General features: G+C 67.0%; 20 protein-coding genes. 11 read left to right on the forward strand and 9 right to left on the reverse strand.

Going from position 1 to position 18,893, the window contains the following annotated elements; translation table 11 throughout:
• Positions 1–205: 205 nt before the first annotated feature.
• The 5 genes from ABU113_RS14490 to ABU113_RS14510 all read left to right on the forward strand — a co-directional run bounded on the left by ABU113_RS14490 (position 206) and on the right by ABU113_RS14510 (position 4,564).
• Complete coding sequence (locus tag ABU113_RS14490) at positions 206–688, forward strand: helix-turn-helix domain-containing protein (protein ID WP_454560214.1); 483 nt, start codon at positions 206–208, stop codon at positions 686–688.
• A 193-nt stretch (positions 689–881) separates the two neighbouring features.
• Positions 882–1,607, forward strand: a complete 726-nt coding sequence (locus tag ABU113_RS14495) for a hypothetical protein (RefSeq protein WP_454560215.1) — start codon at positions 882–884, stop codon at positions 1,605–1,607.
• A 3-nt stretch (positions 1,608–1,610) separates the two neighbouring features.
• Entirely contained in the window at positions 1,611–2,111 is a 501-nt protein-coding gene (locus tag ABU113_RS14500; protein WP_454560216.1) for a VOC family protein, read from the forward strand.
• Between the two features lie 143 nt (positions 2,112–2,254).
• Positions 2,255–3,904, forward strand: a complete 1,650-nt coding sequence (locus tag ABU113_RS14505; protein WP_454560217.1) for a hypothetical protein — start codon at positions 2,255–2,257, stop codon at positions 3,902–3,904.
• A 36-nt stretch (positions 3,905–3,940) separates the two neighbouring features.
• A complete protein-coding gene (locus ABU113_RS14510; RefSeq protein ID WP_454560218.1) occupies positions 3,941–4,564 on the forward strand; it encodes an MSMEG_1061 family FMN-dependent PPOX-type flavoprotein in 624 nt (207 codons plus the stop codon).
• A 15-nt stretch (positions 4,565–4,579) separates the two neighbouring features.
• Here the strand turns inward: ABU113_RS14510 and ABU113_RS14515 are convergent, their stop codons facing one another.
• The 5 genes from ABU113_RS14515 to rplM form a co-directional block, all read right to left on the reverse strand.
• Entirely contained in the window at positions 4,580–5,518 is a 939-nt protein-coding gene (locus tag ABU113_RS14515; RefSeq protein ID WP_454560219.1) for an alpha/beta hydrolase, read from the reverse strand.
• A gap of 19 nt (positions 5,519–5,537) precedes the next feature.
• Positions 5,538–7,709, reverse strand: a complete 2,172-nt coding sequence (locus ABU113_RS14520; RefSeq protein ID WP_454560220.1) for a TonB-dependent receptor — start codon at positions 7,707–7,709, stop codon at positions 5,538–5,540.
• Positions 7,710–7,836: 127 nt separating this feature from the next.
• A complete protein-coding gene (locus ABU113_RS14525) occupies positions 7,837–8,232 on the reverse strand; it encodes a hypothetical protein (protein WP_454560221.1) in 396 nt (131 codons plus the stop codon).
• Between the two features lie 123 nt (positions 8,233–8,355).
• The gene (gene rpsI / locus ABU113_RS14530; protein ID WP_454560222.1) at positions 8,356–8,838 is read right to left on the reverse strand and encodes a 30S ribosomal protein S9; all 483 of its coding nucleotides are present in this window, start codon (positions 8,836–8,838) and stop codon (positions 8,356–8,358) included.
• Positions 8,838–9,302, reverse strand: a complete 465-nt coding sequence (gene rplM / locus ABU113_RS14535; RefSeq protein WP_454560223.1) for a 50S ribosomal protein L13 — start codon at positions 9,300–9,302, stop codon at positions 8,838–8,840. The genes rpsI and rplM overlap by 1 nt, the downstream gene beginning before the upstream one ends.
• A 220-nt stretch (positions 9,303–9,522) precedes the next feature.
• Here rplM and ABU113_RS14540 point away from each other — a divergent pair, with 220 nt between their 5' ends.
• Positions 9,523–10,815 (forward strand): O-acetylhomoserine aminocarboxypropyltransferase, encoded by a 1,293-nt coding sequence (locus tag ABU113_RS14540; protein WP_454560224.1) that lies wholly within the window; start codon positions 9,523–9,525, stop codon positions 10,813–10,815.
• A gap of 10 nt (positions 10,816–10,825) precedes the next feature.
• Positions 10,826–11,575 carry a class I SAM-dependent methyltransferase gene (locus ABU113_RS14545; RefSeq protein ID WP_454560225.1) on the forward strand — a complete coding sequence of 250 codons (750 nt, stop codon included), beginning with the start codon at positions 10,826–10,828 and terminating at the stop codon, positions 11,573–11,575.
• Positions 11,576–11,593: 18 nt separating this feature from the next.
• Here ABU113_RS14545 and ABU113_RS14550 read toward each other — a convergent pair whose 3' ends face one another.
• Genes ABU113_RS14550 through ABU113_RS14560 form a run of 3 tightly spaced genes read right to left on the reverse strand, consistent with a single transcriptional unit; the run spans position 11,594 to position 13,409 of the window.
• The gene (locus tag ABU113_RS14550; RefSeq protein WP_454560226.1) at positions 11,594–11,986 is read right to left on the reverse strand and encodes a DUF2237 family protein; all 393 of its coding nucleotides are present in this window, start codon (positions 11,984–11,986) and stop codon (positions 11,594–11,596) included.
• Positions 11,987–11,998: 12 nt separating this feature from the next.
• The gene (cutA, locus tag ABU113_RS14555; RefSeq protein WP_454560227.1) at positions 11,999–12,319 is read right to left on the reverse strand and encodes a divalent-cation tolerance protein CutA; all 321 of its coding nucleotides are present in this window, start codon (positions 12,317–12,319) and stop codon (positions 11,999–12,001) included.
• A 22-nt stretch (positions 12,320–12,341) separates the two neighbouring features.
• The gene (locus ABU113_RS14560; protein ID WP_454560228.1) at positions 12,342–13,409 is read right to left on the reverse strand and encodes a COX15/CtaA family protein; all 1,068 of its coding nucleotides are present in this window, start codon (positions 13,407–13,409) and stop codon (positions 12,342–12,344) included.
• Between the two features lie 133 nt (positions 13,410–13,542).
• Here ABU113_RS14560 and ABU113_RS14565 point away from each other — a divergent pair, with 133 nt between their 5' ends.
• The 3 genes from ABU113_RS14565 (at position 13,543) to ABU113_RS14575 (ending at position 16,138) form a co-directional block, all read left to right on the forward strand.
• Positions 13,543–13,941 carry a MerC domain-containing protein gene (locus ABU113_RS14565; protein WP_454560229.1) on the forward strand — a complete coding sequence of 133 codons (399 nt, stop codon included), beginning with the start codon at positions 13,543–13,545 and terminating at the stop codon, positions 13,939–13,941.
• 125 nt (positions 13,942–14,066) lie between these two features.
• Positions 14,067–15,158 carry a CobW family GTP-binding protein gene (locus ABU113_RS14570; RefSeq protein ID WP_454560230.1) on the forward strand — a complete coding sequence of 364 codons (1,092 nt, stop codon included), beginning with the start codon at positions 14,067–14,069 and terminating at the stop codon, positions 15,156–15,158.
• Positions 15,158–16,138, forward strand: coding sequence for a WD40 repeat domain-containing protein (locus ABU113_RS14575; protein WP_454560231.1), 981 nt, complete (start codon positions 15,158–15,160; stop codon positions 16,136–16,138). The genes ABU113_RS14570 and ABU113_RS14575 overlap by 1 nt, the downstream gene beginning before the upstream one ends.
• 16 nt (positions 16,139–16,154) lie before the next feature.
• Here the strand turns inward: ABU113_RS14575 and ABU113_RS14580 are convergent, their stop codons facing one another.
• Positions 16,155–16,634: an Lrp/AsnC family transcriptional regulator gene (locus ABU113_RS14580; RefSeq protein WP_454560232.1), complete on the reverse strand. Its 480-nt coding sequence runs from the start codon at positions 16,632–16,634 to the stop codon at positions 16,155–16,157.
• A 327-nt stretch (positions 16,635–16,961) separates the two neighbouring features.
• On the opposite strand from ABU113_RS14580, the gene ABU113_RS14585 reads away from it, so the two are divergent.
• A complete protein-coding gene (locus tag ABU113_RS14585; protein ID WP_454560233.1) occupies positions 16,962–18,848 on the forward strand; it encodes a histidine kinase dimerization/phospho-acceptor domain-containing protein in 1,887 nt (628 codons plus the stop codon).
• The last annotated feature ends 45 nt before the right edge of the window (positions 18,849–18,893 follow it).

The raw sequence follows: 18,893 nt of genomic DNA on the forward strand, positions 1-18,893 counted from the left end.
GGCTCCGGCTTCATGGTGAGAACGCCCTCTACACACCCTTGTCGTTGCCGGTCAGTATGGCTGCATTACGATACGTCAGGCAAGCTGAGACCAATCGCCGATTTTACCACTTGGAGAGGTTGTCGGGACGGCCTTTTTCAGGCATGAAGCAATAGGGAGGGTGCGTGGCTGGCGCGCGCTGGCCTTTGTACTGAGAGAGATGCACATGAATAAAATCCAGCAGACCTGCCCGTTCGACCTAGAAACAATCGACGTCGATATTGGCAAGCGGATCAAGAAGTTGCGAGTTCTTGCCGGCTATTCACAGACGGAAGTGGGCAAGTATCTTGGCTTGTCCTTCCAGCAAGTGCAGAAATACGAATCCGGCAAGAACAGAATCAGCTTCGGTGTGGCGATGGCGATGACCCGGCTGTTCAAGTGTTCGCTGGAGGATCTGGTTCCTGAAGCAATCACCGACACCATGGAGAGCCAGCCGGCGCCGGATGCCGAGCTGCAGGGCTCGGCCGCCGAGGCGCTGTTTGCACGGCGGGAGACTGTGTCGCTGGTGCGCAAATACTGGGCCATTGAGTCTGTGGCGGCCCGGCAGTCGCTGCTGGAGGTCATGGAACACCTGGGCGATCGGGACGCGGGCCATGACGAAACCAACGGATCGACGACTTCCCGTCCTGCCCGGCTGCGTCGCGCCTGAGCGATTGCCGATCTGTCCTGCGATCACCCCCGGCGCCCACGGCGCGCCGGGGGTGATTTCGTTTCGACGTGATATCTGACGCCGGGGTCACCGCCAGCCGGATAGCGCCACGCTCCCGCGCCTGCCCGCTGCGGGATTGCCACACTATGGCCGCATCAGGACAGACTTCGCGCGATGAAGCAGGGGACGGTGCATGAACGGCGCAGTATCGCGACACGGCGAGGAAAGCGCCACCGCTGGCATGGCCGTCTGGCGTCACCGGCGCGGGTGCATTGCCTATCGGGATGCCGCCGGCGCCGACGTGGGTCGCGAATGGTTCGATCTGCTGCCGCTCCCCGATGGCCACCTGCTGCGGGCGTTGTGCGTGATGGATGCCGAGGGGCTGGTGCGGGATGTCTCGCTGCGCCTCGACGGCGCGTGGCGTCCGTGTGATGGCTGGAGTCGGGTTGTCCGGCATGGCCAGGGCGATGATGCGCTGTGGTTCCGCTGTGGCGACGACACGGTCGTGGTGGATTCGCGCCTGGCAGGCGAGGATCGGGCGGCGGCACGCCTGACGGCGGCCGGTGGCCTGCCTTATCTTGGCCTGCATCCGTTGCAGGGGGATGCGCTGATCGCGATGGCACGCGGGCGTACGGCGCCGGGCGAGTTCCGGCCGATCTCGGCGATGACCAATTCAATCTCGCCCAACGGCGACGCAGACCCCGGCGCCCGGACGCTGACGATCGAGGCGGCGTTCGTCGGCCGCGTGTCCGTGGAGGTTGCCGCCGGTCCATTTCAGGCGGATCATTTCCAGTTGCGCTGGCAAGCTGACTGGCCGGTGGCCGATCTGTGGGTGCGCGCCGACGACTGCCTGTTCCTGAGGCTTGTCTGGCCGCTGGCGCCAGGTGCCTATGAACTGGTGTCGTACGAGGAGTTGTGACCCATGCGTTCCGTTTCCGCTCTCATCCGGGGGACGATTTTCGTCCGCGACCTCGATCGTGCCAGCGCGTTCTACGCCGCGCTCGGCTTCACCGAGGTCTATTACGAGGGTGTGCTGACTGATCCGTCCGCCTCGCACATTCTCGGCTTCGGGGCGCACGGGCCGCTGGCGGTCCGCATCGTGAAGAGCGCGGCGGGAAACCCCAATTACGGCATGGTCGGTCTGTTCCTGATCGACGCCGCGCTGTCGCCGGAGACCCTGGCGCCTGCCGCCGGTCCGGCCCGTGTCGGCGAAGTGGCGCTGGTGTTCTATGTGCCGGACCTGGCGGCGACGCTGGCCAGGTTGCGCGCGGCGGGGGCCAGCTGGTCACCCGAGCCGCAGATGTTCCGCATGGCGCATCGTGCGCAGCCGGAGGTCTGTCTGCGTGATCCCGACGGCGTGCTGCTGAACCTGGTCGAGACCGATCCCGCCGAACAGGAACGTTGTGGCCGCGAAGGTGGCTGATGCCTTCAGAGCGGTGGATTGCCCGTCAAGCGAGGCGCCGTGCGCCGTGCACATATCCGCGGCGAGGGCGGTTATGGTGGACCGGGCGGCCAAGGCAGGGCAGGGTAGCCTGATCGCGCCATACCGCAGGGAGACGCTCGTCCATGGCTGCCGGACCCGACCTGGCCATCCTGTTCGTCGGCAACGGTGAGCGGCTGGCCCTCAACGCTCGGGCCGGGGCGTATCTTGGCCGCATCGGCGACCAGCAGCGGTGGTTCCAGTCGGGCACTCTCGCTGGCGAGCGACTGGACGTCACCTTCTGTCTCGACGACGACGGCAGGGTGTCGGTGGAAGTCTACGTCGCCTTTGCCACCAGCAACGACGCCTCCGTCAGCGCCGAGGTCACCATCACTCTCAATGGCCGGCCGCAATCGCTGTGGGGCCAGGTGCCGCGGTCACTCACCATGACACGGTCGACGCTGTGGCGGTGGGAGAGTTATGCCCGCCGCTGGCATCATGATCGTATCCCGGCGCTGGTCCGGCGCGGGGTGCTGTTGCGCCACGACCTGATGGGGCTGGGCCGGCAGCCGGGGCGCGGCTTGTGGAAGGACGTCGCGCTGCCGCTGCCGCCGTTCGGCCTGTCACCGGGACGATTGCGCATGCAGGCCAACCCGTCGGGCGGCGAGCGCCCGGAGATCGGGCTGGTGCACGAGTTCCACGCTCATCTGATCCGGGCGATCCTCGATGGCGAGGAAGAACGGTTCGCCCAGCTCTATCCGTCCATCAAGTCGGTGGCTGAGAATATCGGCCAGTTTCGCGATTACTTCTTCATGCGTAACGGACGGGTTGTCGATCCCGCGTCGCCGGAACACAGCTGGCATGCGAACTATGCCGCCACCGAAGGCGCGCAGGTGCGTATCCGCCGTCGTGGCAGCTGGGATCTCGCCCACCCGATGAACAGCCTGCTGCTGCCCAGTCTGCTGACCGACGACCCCTATTACCTGCTGCTGGCGCAGCTCAATGCTGTCGCGGCCATCGGCTTTGGCACGGCGCTCAACCGTCCACCCGGCTACACCGGCGTGGTGGTGGCCGAGGAGCGCGGGTTCTGGTGGGGACTGCGGGCGCTGTGGTGGGCCGAGCAACTGACACCCGACGGGCACCTGCCCGACCAATTCCTGCCCCGGCGTTATTTCACGCGCGGGATAGAGCAGACCTGGGACTATCTGCGCCAGCGCATCCAGGCCCGCGACGTTCACGGAAGCATCCGCCGTTTCTGGGGAACGGTCTCCACCTTCGTCGGTACGGACCACCGCTGCGTTTCCAACTTCCAGCTCGATTACGGCAATCAGGTGTTGCTGTGGATGCGGCTGGCCGGCCGGGCGGTGCCCGATGACATTCTTGACTGGAAGCTGCAAAGCATCGTCCGCCGGGTTCAGCTCGGCGGCCACTACATCAACGGCGTCGACGGGCTGGACTACGGCATCAGCACCGCCGTGACCGGCAAGAACGACGACCGGCTGCCCTATGCCGACAACGACGGCTATCACGCCTGGATGACCGCCGAGCGGGCGAAGGCAGGATTGCCGCCGATGCGGCGCGACGTGGTGCCGATCCACTTCTCCGGTGCCACTCACCGCAACCTGCAACTGGCGCTGGGGGTGTTGCAGATGATGACGCACGCCGGCGTTAAGACGGTGATCGATCCGCAGGCGGCGTTCGGGCGCATCATGCGCGGCTTTGTCGATCGCGAGGGTAAGCGGGTGATGCCGCCGTTCCCGGGCGAGTTCTATCTCAAGAACAGCGTTATGTATTGAAACAGGTTCGGCGCGGTCCGGAGAGGGGGGAGCGAAATGGCACAGATCACCGACCTTGCGACGCTGAGGCAGCATTTCACCGAACCCAACCCGCTGACCAGACTGAAGATACGCGATCACCTTGACGCGCAGGCAATCGCCTTTGTCGGGCGCTCACCGTTCCTGCTGCTGGCGACCACCGCCGCCGACGGCGGGCTGGAAGTCAGCCCCAAGGGCGATGAGCCTGGTTTCGTTGCCGTGGCTGACAACCGGACGCTGCTGTTGCCCGAGCGCGACGGCAACAACCTGATCTTCAGTCTGACCAATATCCTGGAGCGTCCCGACGTCGGCCTGCTGTTCCTGCTGCCGGGCACTGGCGAGATGCTGCGTGTCTCCGGCACCGCGACACTGCACGACGATGCCGCGCTGTGCCAGCGGCTGGTCTCGCGTGGCAAGCCTGCCAAGCTTGTCACCCGCATCGCGGTGACGCGCGCCTATTTCCACTGTGCGCGTGCGATCCTGCGCGCCAGCCTGTGGAAGCCCGAGGGCTGGCCTGATCCGTTGAAGGTGTCGTTCGGCCGGGTCATTGCCGAGGCGTCGGCGGGGCAAGCCGGGGGCGAGCAGATCGAGGCCGAACAGATTGATGCGTTTGTCGCGGAAGGCTACCGCACCGGCGTCTAGCGGGTGGCCGCGAGGCTAGGGTGTTGCCGGTGCGGCCAACGTCGTGATGACGCGATCAAGGGCTTGGCGTCCGGCCGGAATTTCACCGGCGAAACTGACAAAGCCGTGAATGGTGCCCGCGAAGTCGGCATGATCCACGGTGCTTCCCGCCGCCGCCAGACGCCGGGCGTAGGCGGCCGCCTCGTCATGCAGCGGGTCGCAGCCGGCCGTGATCAGCAGGGCCGGCGGCAGGCCCGAGAGGTCGGGCGCGCGCAGCGGCGATGCATAGGCGGTGGGTCGCGCGGCCGGATCGGGCAGATAATTGCCAATCGCCCAAGCGATATCCTGCTCGGTGAGGAAGTGGCCGCCGTCGCCATAGCGGTGCCGGGAAGGGTGGTCATCGCCAATCACCGCATCGAGCAACGGATAGAGCAGGATCTGCGCTGCCGGCAGCGGGTGGCCCTCGTCGCGCAGTTTGAGGCACAGTGCCGCGGCGACCTGACCACCGCAGCTGTCGCCCATCACCACCCGTCGCGTGAAGCGGCCGCACCGCCCGTCGACGATGGCCGCCCAGGCCGCCCCGGCATCGTCCAGCGCGGCGGGGAACGGCGACTCCGGTGCCAGGCGATAATCCAGGCTGAGAATGGCACAACCACTGCGTCCGGCGATCTGTCGTAGCGTCCGCTCATAGCCCTCGGTGCTGCCGAGGCTCCAGCCGCCCCCGTGCAGAAACAGCACCAGCGTTGCCGGCGCGGCCTGGGCCGTTGGCGCGAACAGCGTCGCGGCCAGCGGACCGCCGGGACCGGCAAGCGTCAGGGCTTGCGCGCTGACGGGCGTGATCGGCGCGCCCGCCCACTGGTTGAACAGGACAGTGTAGTTGGCGCGCGCGGCCGCGAGATCGAACGGGGCAGCCGCCGCGTCGGTCGTCTTGCGCAGCGCCTCGGCGATCCGCCGGCTGTGCGGGTCCAGGGACATGGATGCAACCGGGCAGGGATCAATAGTCGACACGCAGCGACAGCGACCAGGTGCGTGGCGCACCGTAATAGCCGAGCTGATAGCCAAGGCTGTCCGAGAGGTCGAAGCCGTGCGTGACGTAGTTCTTGTCGGTCAGGTTCTTGACCCCCAGCGCCAGTTGCCAGACGCCGTCCATGGTCTCGAAGGCGAGGCCGGCGTTGACCAGCGCATAGCCATCCTGCGCCAGCACTTCGCTGCTGCTGACGGTCGGGTAGGTCTTCGAGCGGTAGGCGACATCGGCGTTGAGGCTGGCGTACCCCCAGGTGCCGATCGGCTGGCGATATTGGCCACCGAACGTGAAGCTCCACTTCGGCGCGTTGACCATCTCGCGCTGACCGGCGATGTCGGCGCCGCCGGCACCGATGAACTCGTCGTACTGGGCGTCGAGATAGGCGCCGGACAACCGCAGCCGCAGCGCCTGCGTCAGCTTGACGTGCATCTCGGCCTCGAGGCCGGCCATGTGCGCCTTGCCGGCGTTTGTGAACAGCGCGCTGAATGCGCCGTTTTCATCCGCCGTGAAACTGGAGAGCTGCAGGTCCTTGTAGTCATTGTAGAACGCGGCGAGGTTCAGGGTCACCCGGCCGTCCATGAGGGTCGACTTGAGGCCGGCCTCATAGGACCACAAGGTCTCGGGATCGAATGGCAGCGCCTGGTCGGCCGAGTTGGAGCGGCCGTCGAAGCCGCCACTCTTGAAACCGCGGCTGGCCGAGACATAGAGCAGCACGTCCTGGTTGATCTGGTAGTCGATGCCGAATTTGGGTGACAGGTTGCTCCAGTCCGCCTTGACGTCGACGTCGGTGACTCGCGCGCCGGTGCCCAGCACCGGCACCAGCGGTGTGGCGGCGCCGAAGAATTCCTGAATGCGCGCGAACGACTTCTTCTCGTGGGTATAGCGCAGCCCGGCGGTCAGGCTCAGCGCGTCGGTGAGTTTGTAGCTCGCCTGACCGTAGGCGGCGTAGCTGCGGTTGATCTGATCGTTGAGCGAGTTGGAGACGAAGGCGATGACCGGCCCGAAGATGCCGGACTCGGTCTCGTCGTGCTCGCGGAAATAATAGAGGCCGGTGACGACGTTCAGGCGGTCGGACTCGTAGGAGAGCTGGAATTCCTGGCTGAACTGCTTCTGGTCCTCGAACACGAAGACGCCGAAGAAGTCCGCCGCCGTGGCGTCGAGGTCGAGATGGGCGTCATAGTCCATCGTCCGGTAGGCGGTGATCGAGGTCAGCGTCAGCGCGTCGGTCGCCGACCAGACCGCCTTGCCGGAGATGCCCTTCACCGCGAGCTTGTTGAGATCGTTGAAATTGGCGTCGATCTCGAACGGGTCCGTGCTGGCCGGGACGCCGAATACGGAAGTCATGCGCGCGGGCGTGCGCGAGGTGTCGGGGTGATCGCGCGAGCCGTCGCCGCTCAGTTCAAGGCGCAGGGAGTCGCTCGGCGTAAACACCAGGCTGGTGCGCCAGGCCAGTGTCTCCTTGTCGCCGTCGTCCTTGCCGGTGGCGCTGTTGTCGGCATAGCCGTCGCGTGACAGCCAGGCGATACCGGCCTTGGCGTAGAGCTTGCCGGGGACCAGCGGGCCGGATGCCATCAGCTGGGCGTCGAACTGGTCGTAGCTGCCGAGCGTCAGGCCGCCGCGCAGCTTCCAGTCGTCGCCGGGCTGACTGGTTACCACCTTGACGGCGCCGCCGATGGTGTTGCGGCCATAAAGCGTGCCTTGCGGCCCGCGCAGCACCTCGACGCGCTCGACGTCGAAGATGTCGAGGAAGGCGCCCTGGGCGCGGCCGAGGTAGACGTCGTCGAGATAGACGCCGACGCCCGGGTCGGCGAAGGCCAGCGAGTCGATCTGGCCGACGCCGCGCAGATACACGACGGCGTTCTGGGCGTCGCCGACGTGCAGGGCCAGGTTGGGGACGGCGGCTTCGATGTCGCCCAGCGATGTCGCCTGCATGTCGGCCAGGGCATTGCGGCCCAGCGCGGTGACCGCCACCGGCACCGACTGCAGCGATTCCTCGCGCCGGCGCGCGGTGACCACCAGTTCGTCGAGCGCTTCGCCGGGGGGCACGGTTTGTGGCGTTTGCGCCTGCGCGATCGGCGCGGCCAGCAGGGCGAGCGTCAGGGTCGAGGCGGCAGAGGCGGCGCGCGGCAGCGTGCGGGTCATGGTGTATCTCCCCAAGGGCGAGCCCGGGCGCGTCGGCGCCCGGATCTGTCGTTGGTTTGACAGCAGCAGATGTGTTCCCGTCCGACTAGCGCAGATACAGCGGCAGAAATGCCCGCAAATCCTGCGCTTATTGTGCGTTGCGGTAGTCGAGCGCCTGGCGCGCCTCGGCGAGTGTGCGGCTGAAATGGGCGCGCATGATCGCCTGGAGTTCGGCCGACGGGCGGACAATGGCGGCACGGGCGTCGTCGCCGGCACGCTCCTTGACGAGGTAGCCGTCGTCGACCGCCTTCTTGATGCGTTCCTCGCGGGTGCGATTGGAGCCGCTTTTCATGCACTGGCAGGCGGCGCTGACGGTCAGCGGCCGGCCCTGCCAATCGGCGATCATGCAGCCGACGAAGAGGTACCAGTATTCCTGGGTGAAGTAGCCGGGCCGGTTGTTGAAGGTCGCGTCCCAGTCGCGGGCATAGTCTTCCAGGGCTCGCATCCACAGGATCAGCCGGTCATCCGGCTCAAGTTCCGCCACGCGCTTGATCTCCCCCTCTGTTCTTGTCGCCGATCTTAGCCGGATTGCCGGGCGTATCCAGCGCCCAAACGACAAAGGGCGCCCCCAACGGGACGCCCTCCATCTGATCCAGCGGAGAACCGCTTAGCGCTTCGAGAACTGGAAGCTGCGGCGGGCACCGGCCTTGCCGTACTTCTTACGTTCGACGACGCGCGAGTCGCGGGTCAGGAAGCCGGCGGCCTTGATGGGGCCGCGCAGGGCAGGCTCGAAGCGGGTCAGCGCCTGGCTGATGCCGTGCTTCACCGCGCCGGCCTGGCCGGACAGGCCACCACCGACGACGGTGGCGACCACGTCGTACTGGCCTTCGCGGTCGGCGATCTGGAACGGCTGGTTGATCACCAGACGCAGCGTCGGCCGGGCGAAGTAGACCGACTGGTCCTTGCCGTTGACGGTGATCTTGCCGGTGCCGGGCTTCACCCAGACACGGGCCGTGGCGTTCTTGCGCTTGCCGGTCGCGTAGGAGCGACCCTGGGCGTCAATCTGCGGCTCGCGGATCGGGGCGGCGGTGACGCCGGCCTCGCCGCTGGAGAGCGACTTCAGATCGTCAAGGGAATGCTTCTCGACCATTACGCGCCTCGCTTGTTCTTGGACGACATCGCCGCCACATCCAGCACCGTCGGGCTCTGGGCCTCATGCGGATGGGTCGCGCCGGTGTAGACGCGCAGGTTGCGCATCTGCTGGCGGCCGAGCGGGCCACGCGGAACCATGCGCTCAACGGCCTTGATCAGCACGCGCTCCGGGAAGCGGCCGCCGAGCTGCTTGTCGGCGCGGACTTCCTTGATGCCGCCGGCATAACCGGTGTGACGGTAGTAGAACTTCTGGGTCAGCTTGCGACCGGTGAACTTCACCTTTTCGGCGTTGATGACGACGACATTGTCGCCGCAGTCAACATGCGGGGTGTAGGTGGTCTTGTGCTTGCCGCGCAGGTGGTTGGCGATGATGGCTGCGAGACGACCGACAACCAGCCCGTCCGCATCGATCAACAGCCACTTCTTTTCCACCTCCGCCGGTTTGGCGACGTAGGTCTTCATGGTTGGTCCTCGTGCTCACAAATGACGAGGCGGCGGAAAAAGTCCGCCGCCGACCGAGTGGCTGAATGTCGTAGGGGCCTCACAAAGTCAAGGAAAATGCGGCTTTTGCGGATGGGGTATCATTATACCCCAATGCACGACCGCGCGCTTGTATCTGACGCGAATCCCGCGCACATTCCCGGCCAATCCCCAGGCCCAAGGTAGAGAAGTGGAGACGGCGATGAGCGATGCGACCAGCGGCACCCAGAAATTCGAGACCCTTGCGGTCCATGCGGGAGCGGCTCCCGACCCGACGACCAAGGCGCGAATCACGCCGATCTACCAGACCGCGTCCTACGCCTTCGACGACGTCGATCACGCCGCCGCGCTGTTCAACCTCGAACAGTTCGGCAACATCTATACCCGTCTGATGAACCCGACCAGCGGGGTGCTGGAAGCACGGGTGGCGGCGATGGAAGGCGGCGCCGCCGCGCTTGCCGTCGCCTCCGGCCACGCCGCCCAGTTCCTGGCCTTCCATACGCTGATGGAACCCGGCTGCCATATCGTGGCGGCCGACAAGCTCTATGGCGGCTCGATGAACCAGCTCGGCCAGTCGTTTCGCAAGATGGATTGGCACACCAGCTTCGTCGACGCTGATGATCCGGCCAACATCGCCGCCGCCATCCGGCCGGAGACGCGGGCGGTGTTCATCGAGAGCCTGGCCAATCCCGGCGGCGTGGTCACCGACATCGCCGCCATCGCCGAGGTCGCCCACAAAGCCGGCGTGCCGCTGATCGTCGACAATACCATGGCCAGTCCGGCCCTGTGCCGGCCGATCGAGCATGGTGCCGACATCGTCGTCCACTCCGCCACCAAGTTCCTTGGCGGCCATGGCAACTCGCTGGGTGGCGTCATCGTCGATGCCGGCCGGTTCGACTGGGCAGCCTCGGGCAAATACCCCTATCTGTCCGAGCCCAACCCCAGCTATCATGGCAAGGTGTTCACCGAAGCGTTCGGCTCGATCGCCTTCATCCTCGCCTGCCGGGCGCTCGGCTTGCGCGACCTCGGCCCGGCGCTGTCGCCGTTCAATGCCTTCCTGATCCTCACCGGCATCGAGACGCTGGGCCTGCGCATGGCGCGGCACTGCGAGAACGCGCTGGCGCTGGCCCAGTGGCTGAGCCGCCATCCGAAGGTCTCCTGGGTGTCCTACGCCGGGCTGGAGAGCGACCGCTACAACGTACTGGCCCAGCGCTACATGGGCGGCAAGGGTGGCGCGGTGTTCACCTTCGGCCTCAAGGGCGGTTATGAGGCCGGTGTCAAGCTGGTCTCGGCGGTCAAGCTGTTCAGCCATCTCGCCAACATCGGCGATACCCGGTCGCTGATCATCCACCCGTCGTCCACCACCCACCGCCAGTTGCCGCCGGAAGGTCAGGCCAAGGCCGGCGCGGGGCCGGACGTGGTGCGGGTGTCGGTGGGCATCGAGCACATCGACGACATCATCGCCGATCTGGAGCAGGCACTGGCGACGCTTTAAGGGCGCTTGCGTGTCAGATTACGATCGCAAGCTGTTCGATCGCATCGCGGTCGACTATGGCGCCAAGGACCGGCGCGCCGCCAACCGGCTGGCGCGCCGTCTCCGGCTGGAACAGACGCTGAAGGCGGCACGGATCGGTGACGCTGGCGACCTGCTGGAAGTCGGCTGTGGCGCAGGCTTCACCGCGCGCTATCTTGCCGGGCGTTACCGGCGCTATCTCGGCGTCGACCATTCCGCCGAACTGGTCGCCATCGCCATGGCCGAGAACGGCAGCCCGACGGCGCGCTTCTCGGCCCGCGCGGCACAGACCCTGCCGCAGGATGCCCGCTTCGACACCATTGTGATGATCGGCGTGCTGCACCATGTCGACGACGACGCCGGTCTGCTGCGCCATCTGGCCGGCCTGCTCCGGCCCGGCGGCTGGCTGCTGGCCAATGAACCGCAAAGCGCCAACCCGCTCATTCAGCTCAGCCGCCATGTGCGCAAGCGCGTCGATGCCGCCTATTCGGTCGAGCAGCGCTATTACACGGCCGGCGAACTGGCCGGCCTGTGGCGCCAGACGGGGCTGGCGGATGTCAAGGTGGTGCCGCAGGGGCTGTTCTCGACACCGTTCGCCGAGGTGCTGCTGCCGGACCTGGCGCCGGTCGGCTGGGCGGCCTCGCTGGCCTGCGCGTTCGACCGGGGCCTGGAGGCAACGATACCCCGTCTGCTCAAGCCCTTGTCGTGGAACCTGATCGCGGCAGGCCGCAAGGCGGGTTGACCCACGTCGGCAGCGACTTCAGCGTGCGGCGTGGGCGAGCAGCACTTCCAGCGGCACGATGGCGAGCGTCGCCTCGTGGGTGGCCGCCAGCACCACCAGCGGGGCGGCACCCGCCTCCCAGGCCTCGCGCCAGCGGGCGGCACACAGGCACCAGCGATCGCCGGGCTTGAGGCCGGGAAACAGATACTCCGGTCGCGGGGTCGACAGATCATTGCCCACCAGCCGGCTGAAGGCGAGGAAGGCCTCGTTGGCGACGATGCAGACGCTGTGCAGGCCGCGGTCCTCCGGGCCGGTGTTGCAGCAGCCGTCGCGATGGAAGCCGGTCAGCGGCTCGAAGGAACAGGCGGCCAGTCGTCCGCCCAGAACGTTGCGGGCGCCACCATGTCGCTCCACTGGGTCGTCGAACGCCATTGCCGGCTCCCTTCAGTCGGTTTGTGTCGTCACCCAGTCCAGATAGGCCGGCAGACCATCGCTGACAGGCCAGACGGTGATGCACGGTACATCATAGGGGTGGGCAGCGGCGAGCCGCGACAGCAGGGGCTGCACGCGTGCCGCGGCGGTCTTCATCAGCACGGCGATCTCGGCGTCGGCGTGGGTCCTGCCCTCCCAGGCATAGACCGAGGTCGCCGCGCCCAGGATGTTGGCGCAGGCGATTAGGCGTTCCTCCACCAGCGCGCGCATCAGCGCGACGACATCGAAGCCGGCCGGGAAGGTGGCGTAGACCGTGGCGACCGGACCCGACATGCGCGCCGCCTCCCGTCTTGGATCACGCCACCCGCCGCATGTCGCGGCCGCGATGGGCATAGAGCACGGCGGCGGCCAGAAGCACCACGGCGCCCCCTTGATGGGCGACGCCAAGCAGGATCGGCACGCCCTCGACGATGGTAAGGATGCCCAGCACCAGTTGTAGCAGCAAGGCCGCACCCAGCAGGCCGGCCCGGACCATCACGTCGGCGATACCGCTCGCCCAGCCACGCCAGATCGCCCACAGGCCGGCAACGAACAGGACATAGGCGACGATCCGGTGAATGAACTGCACCGCGACCGGGTTCTCGATGATGTTGAGCCACCCCAGCGCCGCATCCCACAGCATCGGTGGTACGAAGCTGTCACCCATCAGCGGCCAGGTATTGAAGGCAAAGCCGGCGTTGAGCCCGGCGACGAAGGCGCCCATGATCACCTGCGCCAGCAGCAGCAGCAGGAAAAGTGCCGCCGGCCAGCGCAGGGTCGGTGCCGGTACTCGGTGGCGATCCGCCGTGAGGTCGAGCGCGGTCCATAGCAGGCCCGCGAAAATCAGCAGCGCGGTGGTGAGGTGCACCGCCAGCCGGTAGTGGCTGACATCGGTGCGTTCAACGAGGCCCGAGGCCACCATCCACCAGCCGATGGCGCCCTGAAGGCCACCCAGCGCCAGCAGGCCGGTCAGCCGCCAGCCATAGCCGCGCGGCACCCGCCGGCGCCACAGCAGCCACAGGAAGGGCAGGCCGTAGGCCAGGCCGATGACCCGGCCGAGCAGGCGGTGTCCGAACTCCCACCAGTAGATAGCCTTGAAGTCATCCAGAGACATCCAGGCATGTTCCTGAATATACTCGGGTATTTTCTTGTATGCCTCGAACTCGGCGGCCCATTGGGCATCGTTGAGCGGGGGGATGGCCCCCGACACCGGCTTCCACTCGGTGATCGACAGGCCTGATTCGGTCAGGCGGGTGGCGCCACCGACCACCACCATGGCGAAGACCAGGGTTGCCACCAGCAGCAGCCAGCGGGCAGTCCAGCGGCGGTTCCGGCGATCGTCGGCAAAGGTCGCGGCGGCGGAAGAGGAGGCTCGTGTCTGCATGGCGGAGGAGTAAAACGTTCCGTTCCGCAGGCCAAGGCCCCGCGATGACCGTCAGTCGGATTTCGGCGCCACGCGACCGACGGTCGCAGACGCGGCCCTTGTCCTGCACCCGATGTGATACTATAACATTGTCATGCACAAGCAGGATCACGATCCCCGCCGGCGCGTTGACTGGCTCGATCTGTCGGCCATTGGCCTGTCGGGGCTGTGCCTTCTGCATTGTCTCGCCGGCAGTCTGGTGGTGGCGGCATTGTCGGCTGTCAGTCTCGCGGTACCTGCCGCCCATGACCTGCATCTGGGGGCGCTGGTGATCGTGGTGCCGTTGACGGTGGTCGCGCTTGGCCGGACGCTCACCCGCCATCGCTATGTGCTGCCGTCGGCCATCGGCGCGGTCGGACTGGCGTTGATGATTCTCGCTGTGTTGCCGGCGCTGCGGGGGTCGGCCGAAGTGATGCTGACCGTGAGCGGTGTCACCCTGCTGGCAGTGGCTCATGCCCTGAACATGCGTCATCTGCGGTACTGCCCGGCTTGATCCCGCGTATCGGCAGGGAGACGGGTCCGAACCGCTGATCCGTGCACGGATTGCGCCATTACCCTCTGGACGCGGGGACGGGGGATCGCCAAGTAGCATGACACGAGCCTGACGCAGGCACACTCATGCAGGGCGAAGACATGTCGCAAATCCCCGTTACCGTGCTGACCGGCTATCTCGGCGCCGGCAAGACGACCCTTCTGAACCGCATCCTCACCGAGCCGCATGGCAAGCGCTACGCCGTCATCGTCAACGAATTCGGCGAGATCGGCATCGACAACGACCTCGTGGTGGATACCGACGAGGAAGTGTTCGAGATGAACAACGGCTGCATCTGCTGTACCGTGCGCGGTGATCTCATCCGCATCGTCTCGTCGCTGATGAAGCGCCCGGGCCGCTTCGACGGCATCATTGTCGAGACCACCGGCCTCGCCGACCCGGCGCCGGTGGCCCAGACCTTCTTCGTCGACGAGGACGTGCGCGCCAAGGCCCGCCTCGACGCGGTGGTGACGGTGGTCGACGCCAAGCACCTGCCGCTGCGGCTGGCCGACTCGAAGGAAGCCGAGGAGCAGATCGCGTTCGCCGACGTGGTGATCGTCAACAAGACCGACCTGGTGTCGCCGGCCGAACTGGCGGCGGTGGAGGCGGCGATCCGCCGGATCAACCCCTACGCCGTGCTGCACCGGGCGACGCGCGGCGACGTACCGGTGACCGCGCTGCTCGATCGCGGCGCCTTCGATCTCGACCGCATTCTCAGCCTTGATCCGGCCTTCCTCGACAACGGTCATGACCACGATCACGACCATCACCACCATCACGAGCATGATCACGATCATGAATGCGACGAGCATTGCGATCACGATCATGACCACGATCATCACCATGACGCGGCGGCGGTGGTGCCCAACGTCATCCATGACAAGGGCATCACCAGCGTGTCGCTGCAGGCGGACAAGCCGCTGATCGGCGACCTGTTTCTGGCGTGGATTCAGCGGCTGACCCAGGAACGCGGGCCGGACATCCTGCGCCTGAAGGGCATTCTCGACTTCGAGGGCGAGGAGGAGCGCTTCGTGCTGCAGGGCGTGCACATGATCCTTGATGGCGACATGCAGCGGCCCTGGGGCGCCGACGAGCCGCGCGTCTCCCGCCTGGTGCTGATCGGCCGCAATCTCGACGCCCGCGAACTGGCCGCCGACTTCCAGGCCTGCGTCGCCTGATGCCGCTGCTGGACGAGTTCGGGCAGGGCCTCGATTTCGGGGACTATGTGGTGGCCGTGCTGCCGGTGACCGGCGGCATCGCGTTCGCGCTGGCCGATGGCCGGGTGGCGATGGGCGCGGCGGCGCCGGTTGTCGTCCACGATGGCGGTCTGCTCAGCGCCAGCGCGTACGATGGCGCGGTGGTGAGCGGCGGCGAGGACGGCCTGGTGCGGTTGACCCGTACCGATGGCGACAGTCAGACGCTGGCCGATTTCGCCGGCAGGTGGGTCGAGCAGCTGACGGCGCACCCGCAGGCCGGCATCGCCGCCGCGACGGCCAAGACGGCGCATATCGTCAAGCCCGGCCAGGGCGTCGTTCGCAGCTTCGCCAACCCGGCGACGGTACAGAGTCTCGCATTCGATCCCAAAGGCAAGCGGCTGGCCTGTGCCCACTATAACGGTGTGTCGCTGTGGTGGACCAATTCGCAGGCGCAGACGCCGGCCATCCTGGAGTGGAAGGGTGCCCACATGCTGGTGACCTGGAGCCCGGACGGACGCTTCATTGTCACCGCGATGCAGGAGAACGCGCTGCACGGCTGGCGGCTCGACGACAAGTCGGACATGCGCATGGGCGGCTATCCCGCCAAGACCAAGTCCTTCGACTGGGCCGGCAAGGGGCGCTGGCTGGCGACCTCCGGCGCGCAGTCGGTGATCTGCTGGCCATTCGCCGACAAGTCCGGGCCGATGGGCAAGAGCGGGCTGGAGCTGCCGGGCACCGGCGGCTTGACGACGGTGGTGGCGGCTCACCCGAAAAGCCCGTTCGTCGCGGCGGGGTTCAGCGATGGCGCGGTGATGATGTTCCGGCTCGACGACGAGGCGGAACTGCTGGTGGCGGCGCCGGCCGACGCGCCGGTGTCGGCGCTGGCGTTCTCGGGCGACGGCAATCAGCTGGGCTTCGGGCGCGAGGACGGTTCGGCGGGGCTGCTGGCGCTACCGGCCTGAGCCTTGCTGGCGCGGCTTACTGCTCCAGCGCCACCGGCACGCCCGGCTGGCGCTTCGAGGTGCGGATCACCAGCGAGGTCTTGACGCTGGCGACGTTGGGCGCCGGGGTCAGACGCGAGGTGAGGAAGCGCTGGAAGGCCTGCAGGTCGGTGGCGACGATTTTCAGCACGAAGTCGATTTCGCCGTTCAGCATGTAGCACTCGCGGACTTCCGGCAGTGTCTCCACATGCTGCTCGAACAGCTGCAGGTCGGCCTCCGCCTGGCTCTTCAGGCTGACCAGCGCGAAGACGATGATCGAGTAGCCCAGCGCTTCGGGGTCGAGGTCGGCGTGGTAGCCGCGGATGACGCCGCTTTCCTCCAGCGTGCGGACCCGGCGCAGGCAGGGGGGGGCGGTGATTCCCGCGCGGGTGGCCAGCTCGACGTTGGTCATCCGACCCTCGTCCTGCAGATTGGCCAAGATCCTGCGGTCCACAGCGTCCAGTTTCGCCCGCGCCACGCCAATTCCCTTGCGCAATTTATACCAACACTCAGTGCCTACAGTGTAATATTATGTCATTCAAGGGCGATTTCGTTACAAGAGATTGTCCCGCGGCGGTGTGTTAACCTTTTCTGGGCGACTGGCGTGGTTAACTGGTGGCGCTCACCTGCCGGCGATGGTCGCGCATTACCCGGTTTCGCATTGAATCCGTCGACGACGTGAAACATGGTCAGGCATGCGGCGTCGCGCGATTCTCGACCGTGAGAGATCTGGCGGGCAGCACCGGGGGCAAGGGTGCCCGCAGGCAGGTTGGACAGCCTGCCAACGGGATGCATCGAGGGGCTTGTGCAGTTTGACGATGGCGTCGAGACGATTCTGAGGCTGGCGGAGGACTGCTCCGGCCCGGCCCAGACGGCCGTGTTCCGCCAGTTGATCGACATGCTGATCCAGCAGCGGGTGACCCCGGATGACCGCCGCTATGAGCGTGTGCTGGACGCTCTGCATCAGGCGCGTCCGGCGACGGACGCCCTGACTCGCCGCGAGATGGCGGCGCTGGTGACGCGTTACGCCGCCGATCAGGTGGATCTGGTTGCGCTGTTTCTGGATGAGGATCCCACCGTGCTGGCGCCGCTGCTGCTGGCGGCGCGCCTGCCGGATACGGCCTGGGAGGACATTGCGTGGTGCGCGCCGCCGCGGGCTCGTGCCATCATGGCCGCACGCACGGGCCTGCCGGCGCGGGTTCGGCGGTTCCTCGCCCGCTTCGGGCCGGCGGTGCCGATGCTGGAGGACGGTCGGCCATCGGCGGGGCGCCTGCCCGATGTGCACGATGCGGGCGCACTCGCATGTCAGCCGGCGGACACCGCGGCGAGGGTGTCCTCCGGTCCGGTTCAGCCCGTATCCGAGCCCGCCACCGCCACTCCGACGTCGCCCGATGTGGTGCCGCCGGATCAGCCGCCGGCGACCGACGATGACGCGCAGGTGCGACGTCTGATCGACCGCATCGAGGCCTACCGGGCGCGCATGGCCATGCCGGCGGTCGGGGGGGCGCCGGTGTCGATGGATGTCGACGCGGCGCCGCAGGCCCGGCCCGAGGAGGACACGCGACAGGTGATTCCCTGGCCGGGGCGTCCGCGGGCGTCCGAAACGCCCGCCGTGGCGGCCAACGACACCGGTCTGCCGTTGCCTCCCCGGCCGGAGCGGATGTTCCGCGATCTGGCGTCGTCGGTGGCGGACTGGCGCTGGGAGACGGACCGGCTGTCCGTGTTGCGCTATGTTGATGGTCTTTCCTCGTCGGACGAGGCTGAACTGGTCGGTCAGTCGCTGCTGTCGCTGGCCGTGGCGGCCGGTGCGGCCCTGGAGGGGCCGATGCGGCGGCGGGTGCCGTTCCGCGACATCAGGGTGCGTATCGCCGAGGGGGCGGCGCAGGGGCGGTGGCTGTTTGCCGGCGTGCCCTACTTTGATCGCACGACTGGGCAATATCTCGGCTACCGCGGCACCGCCACCGCCGTGCTCCAGCGGCCGGCGGCGGTGTCTCGTTCATCGGTGTCCGATACGCAGGAGGCCGAGGCAACGGCGCAGGAATCGCTGCTGGCCGGCGAGGCGCTCTCCACCATGGCGCACGAGGTGCGCACGCCGCTCAATGCCATCATGGGCTTTGCCCAGATGATCGAGAGCGAGACGGTGGGGCCGGTGCCGGAACCCTATCGCAAGCGCGCGTCGGGGATCATCACCGAAGCCGAACAACTGATGGGGGCCATTGATTCGGTGCAGGACACCACCCGGCTCAAGCGCGGCAGCTACCAGTTGCTCGACGAGCTGTTCAATCCCGCCGAGCTGGTCCAGTCGCTGGTCGATGCCCACCAGGAGCAGGCCCACCGGCGCGGGGTCTATCTCGTCAGCCGCATCGGCGGCGCGGTGCCGCCGATGCGTGGCGATCCGCATTTCATCAAGCGCGCCCTGGGCCGGCTGCTGGTGCTGGCCGCTGCCGGCGCCCATCCGGGCGAGACAGTGGTGACAGGGCTGAAAGCCCTGCCCGGCGGTGATATTGCCTTCCAGGTCCAGCGACCCGACGCGGCACGGGCACCGATGCCGGATGCGATGCTGTCCACCCGCCTGATCGATCGTCTGGCGGCCGCCATGGGGGGGCGGCTTGAGGTTTCGGCGGGTGTGTTTCAGCTTGTGGTGCCACCCGCGCCCGACTCTGCGCGGCAACGATCACATCAGGTGTCGTAAATCGGGATCGGCGCACTTATATGCAGGGTCCGATTCCGGGCATGG

Source organism: Parapedomonas caeni (genome assembly GCF_041060555.1).
In the GTDB taxonomy this organism is placed as follows: domain Bacteria; phylum Pseudomonadota; class Alphaproteobacteria; order Sphingomonadales; family Sphingomonadaceae; genus CAUJIW01.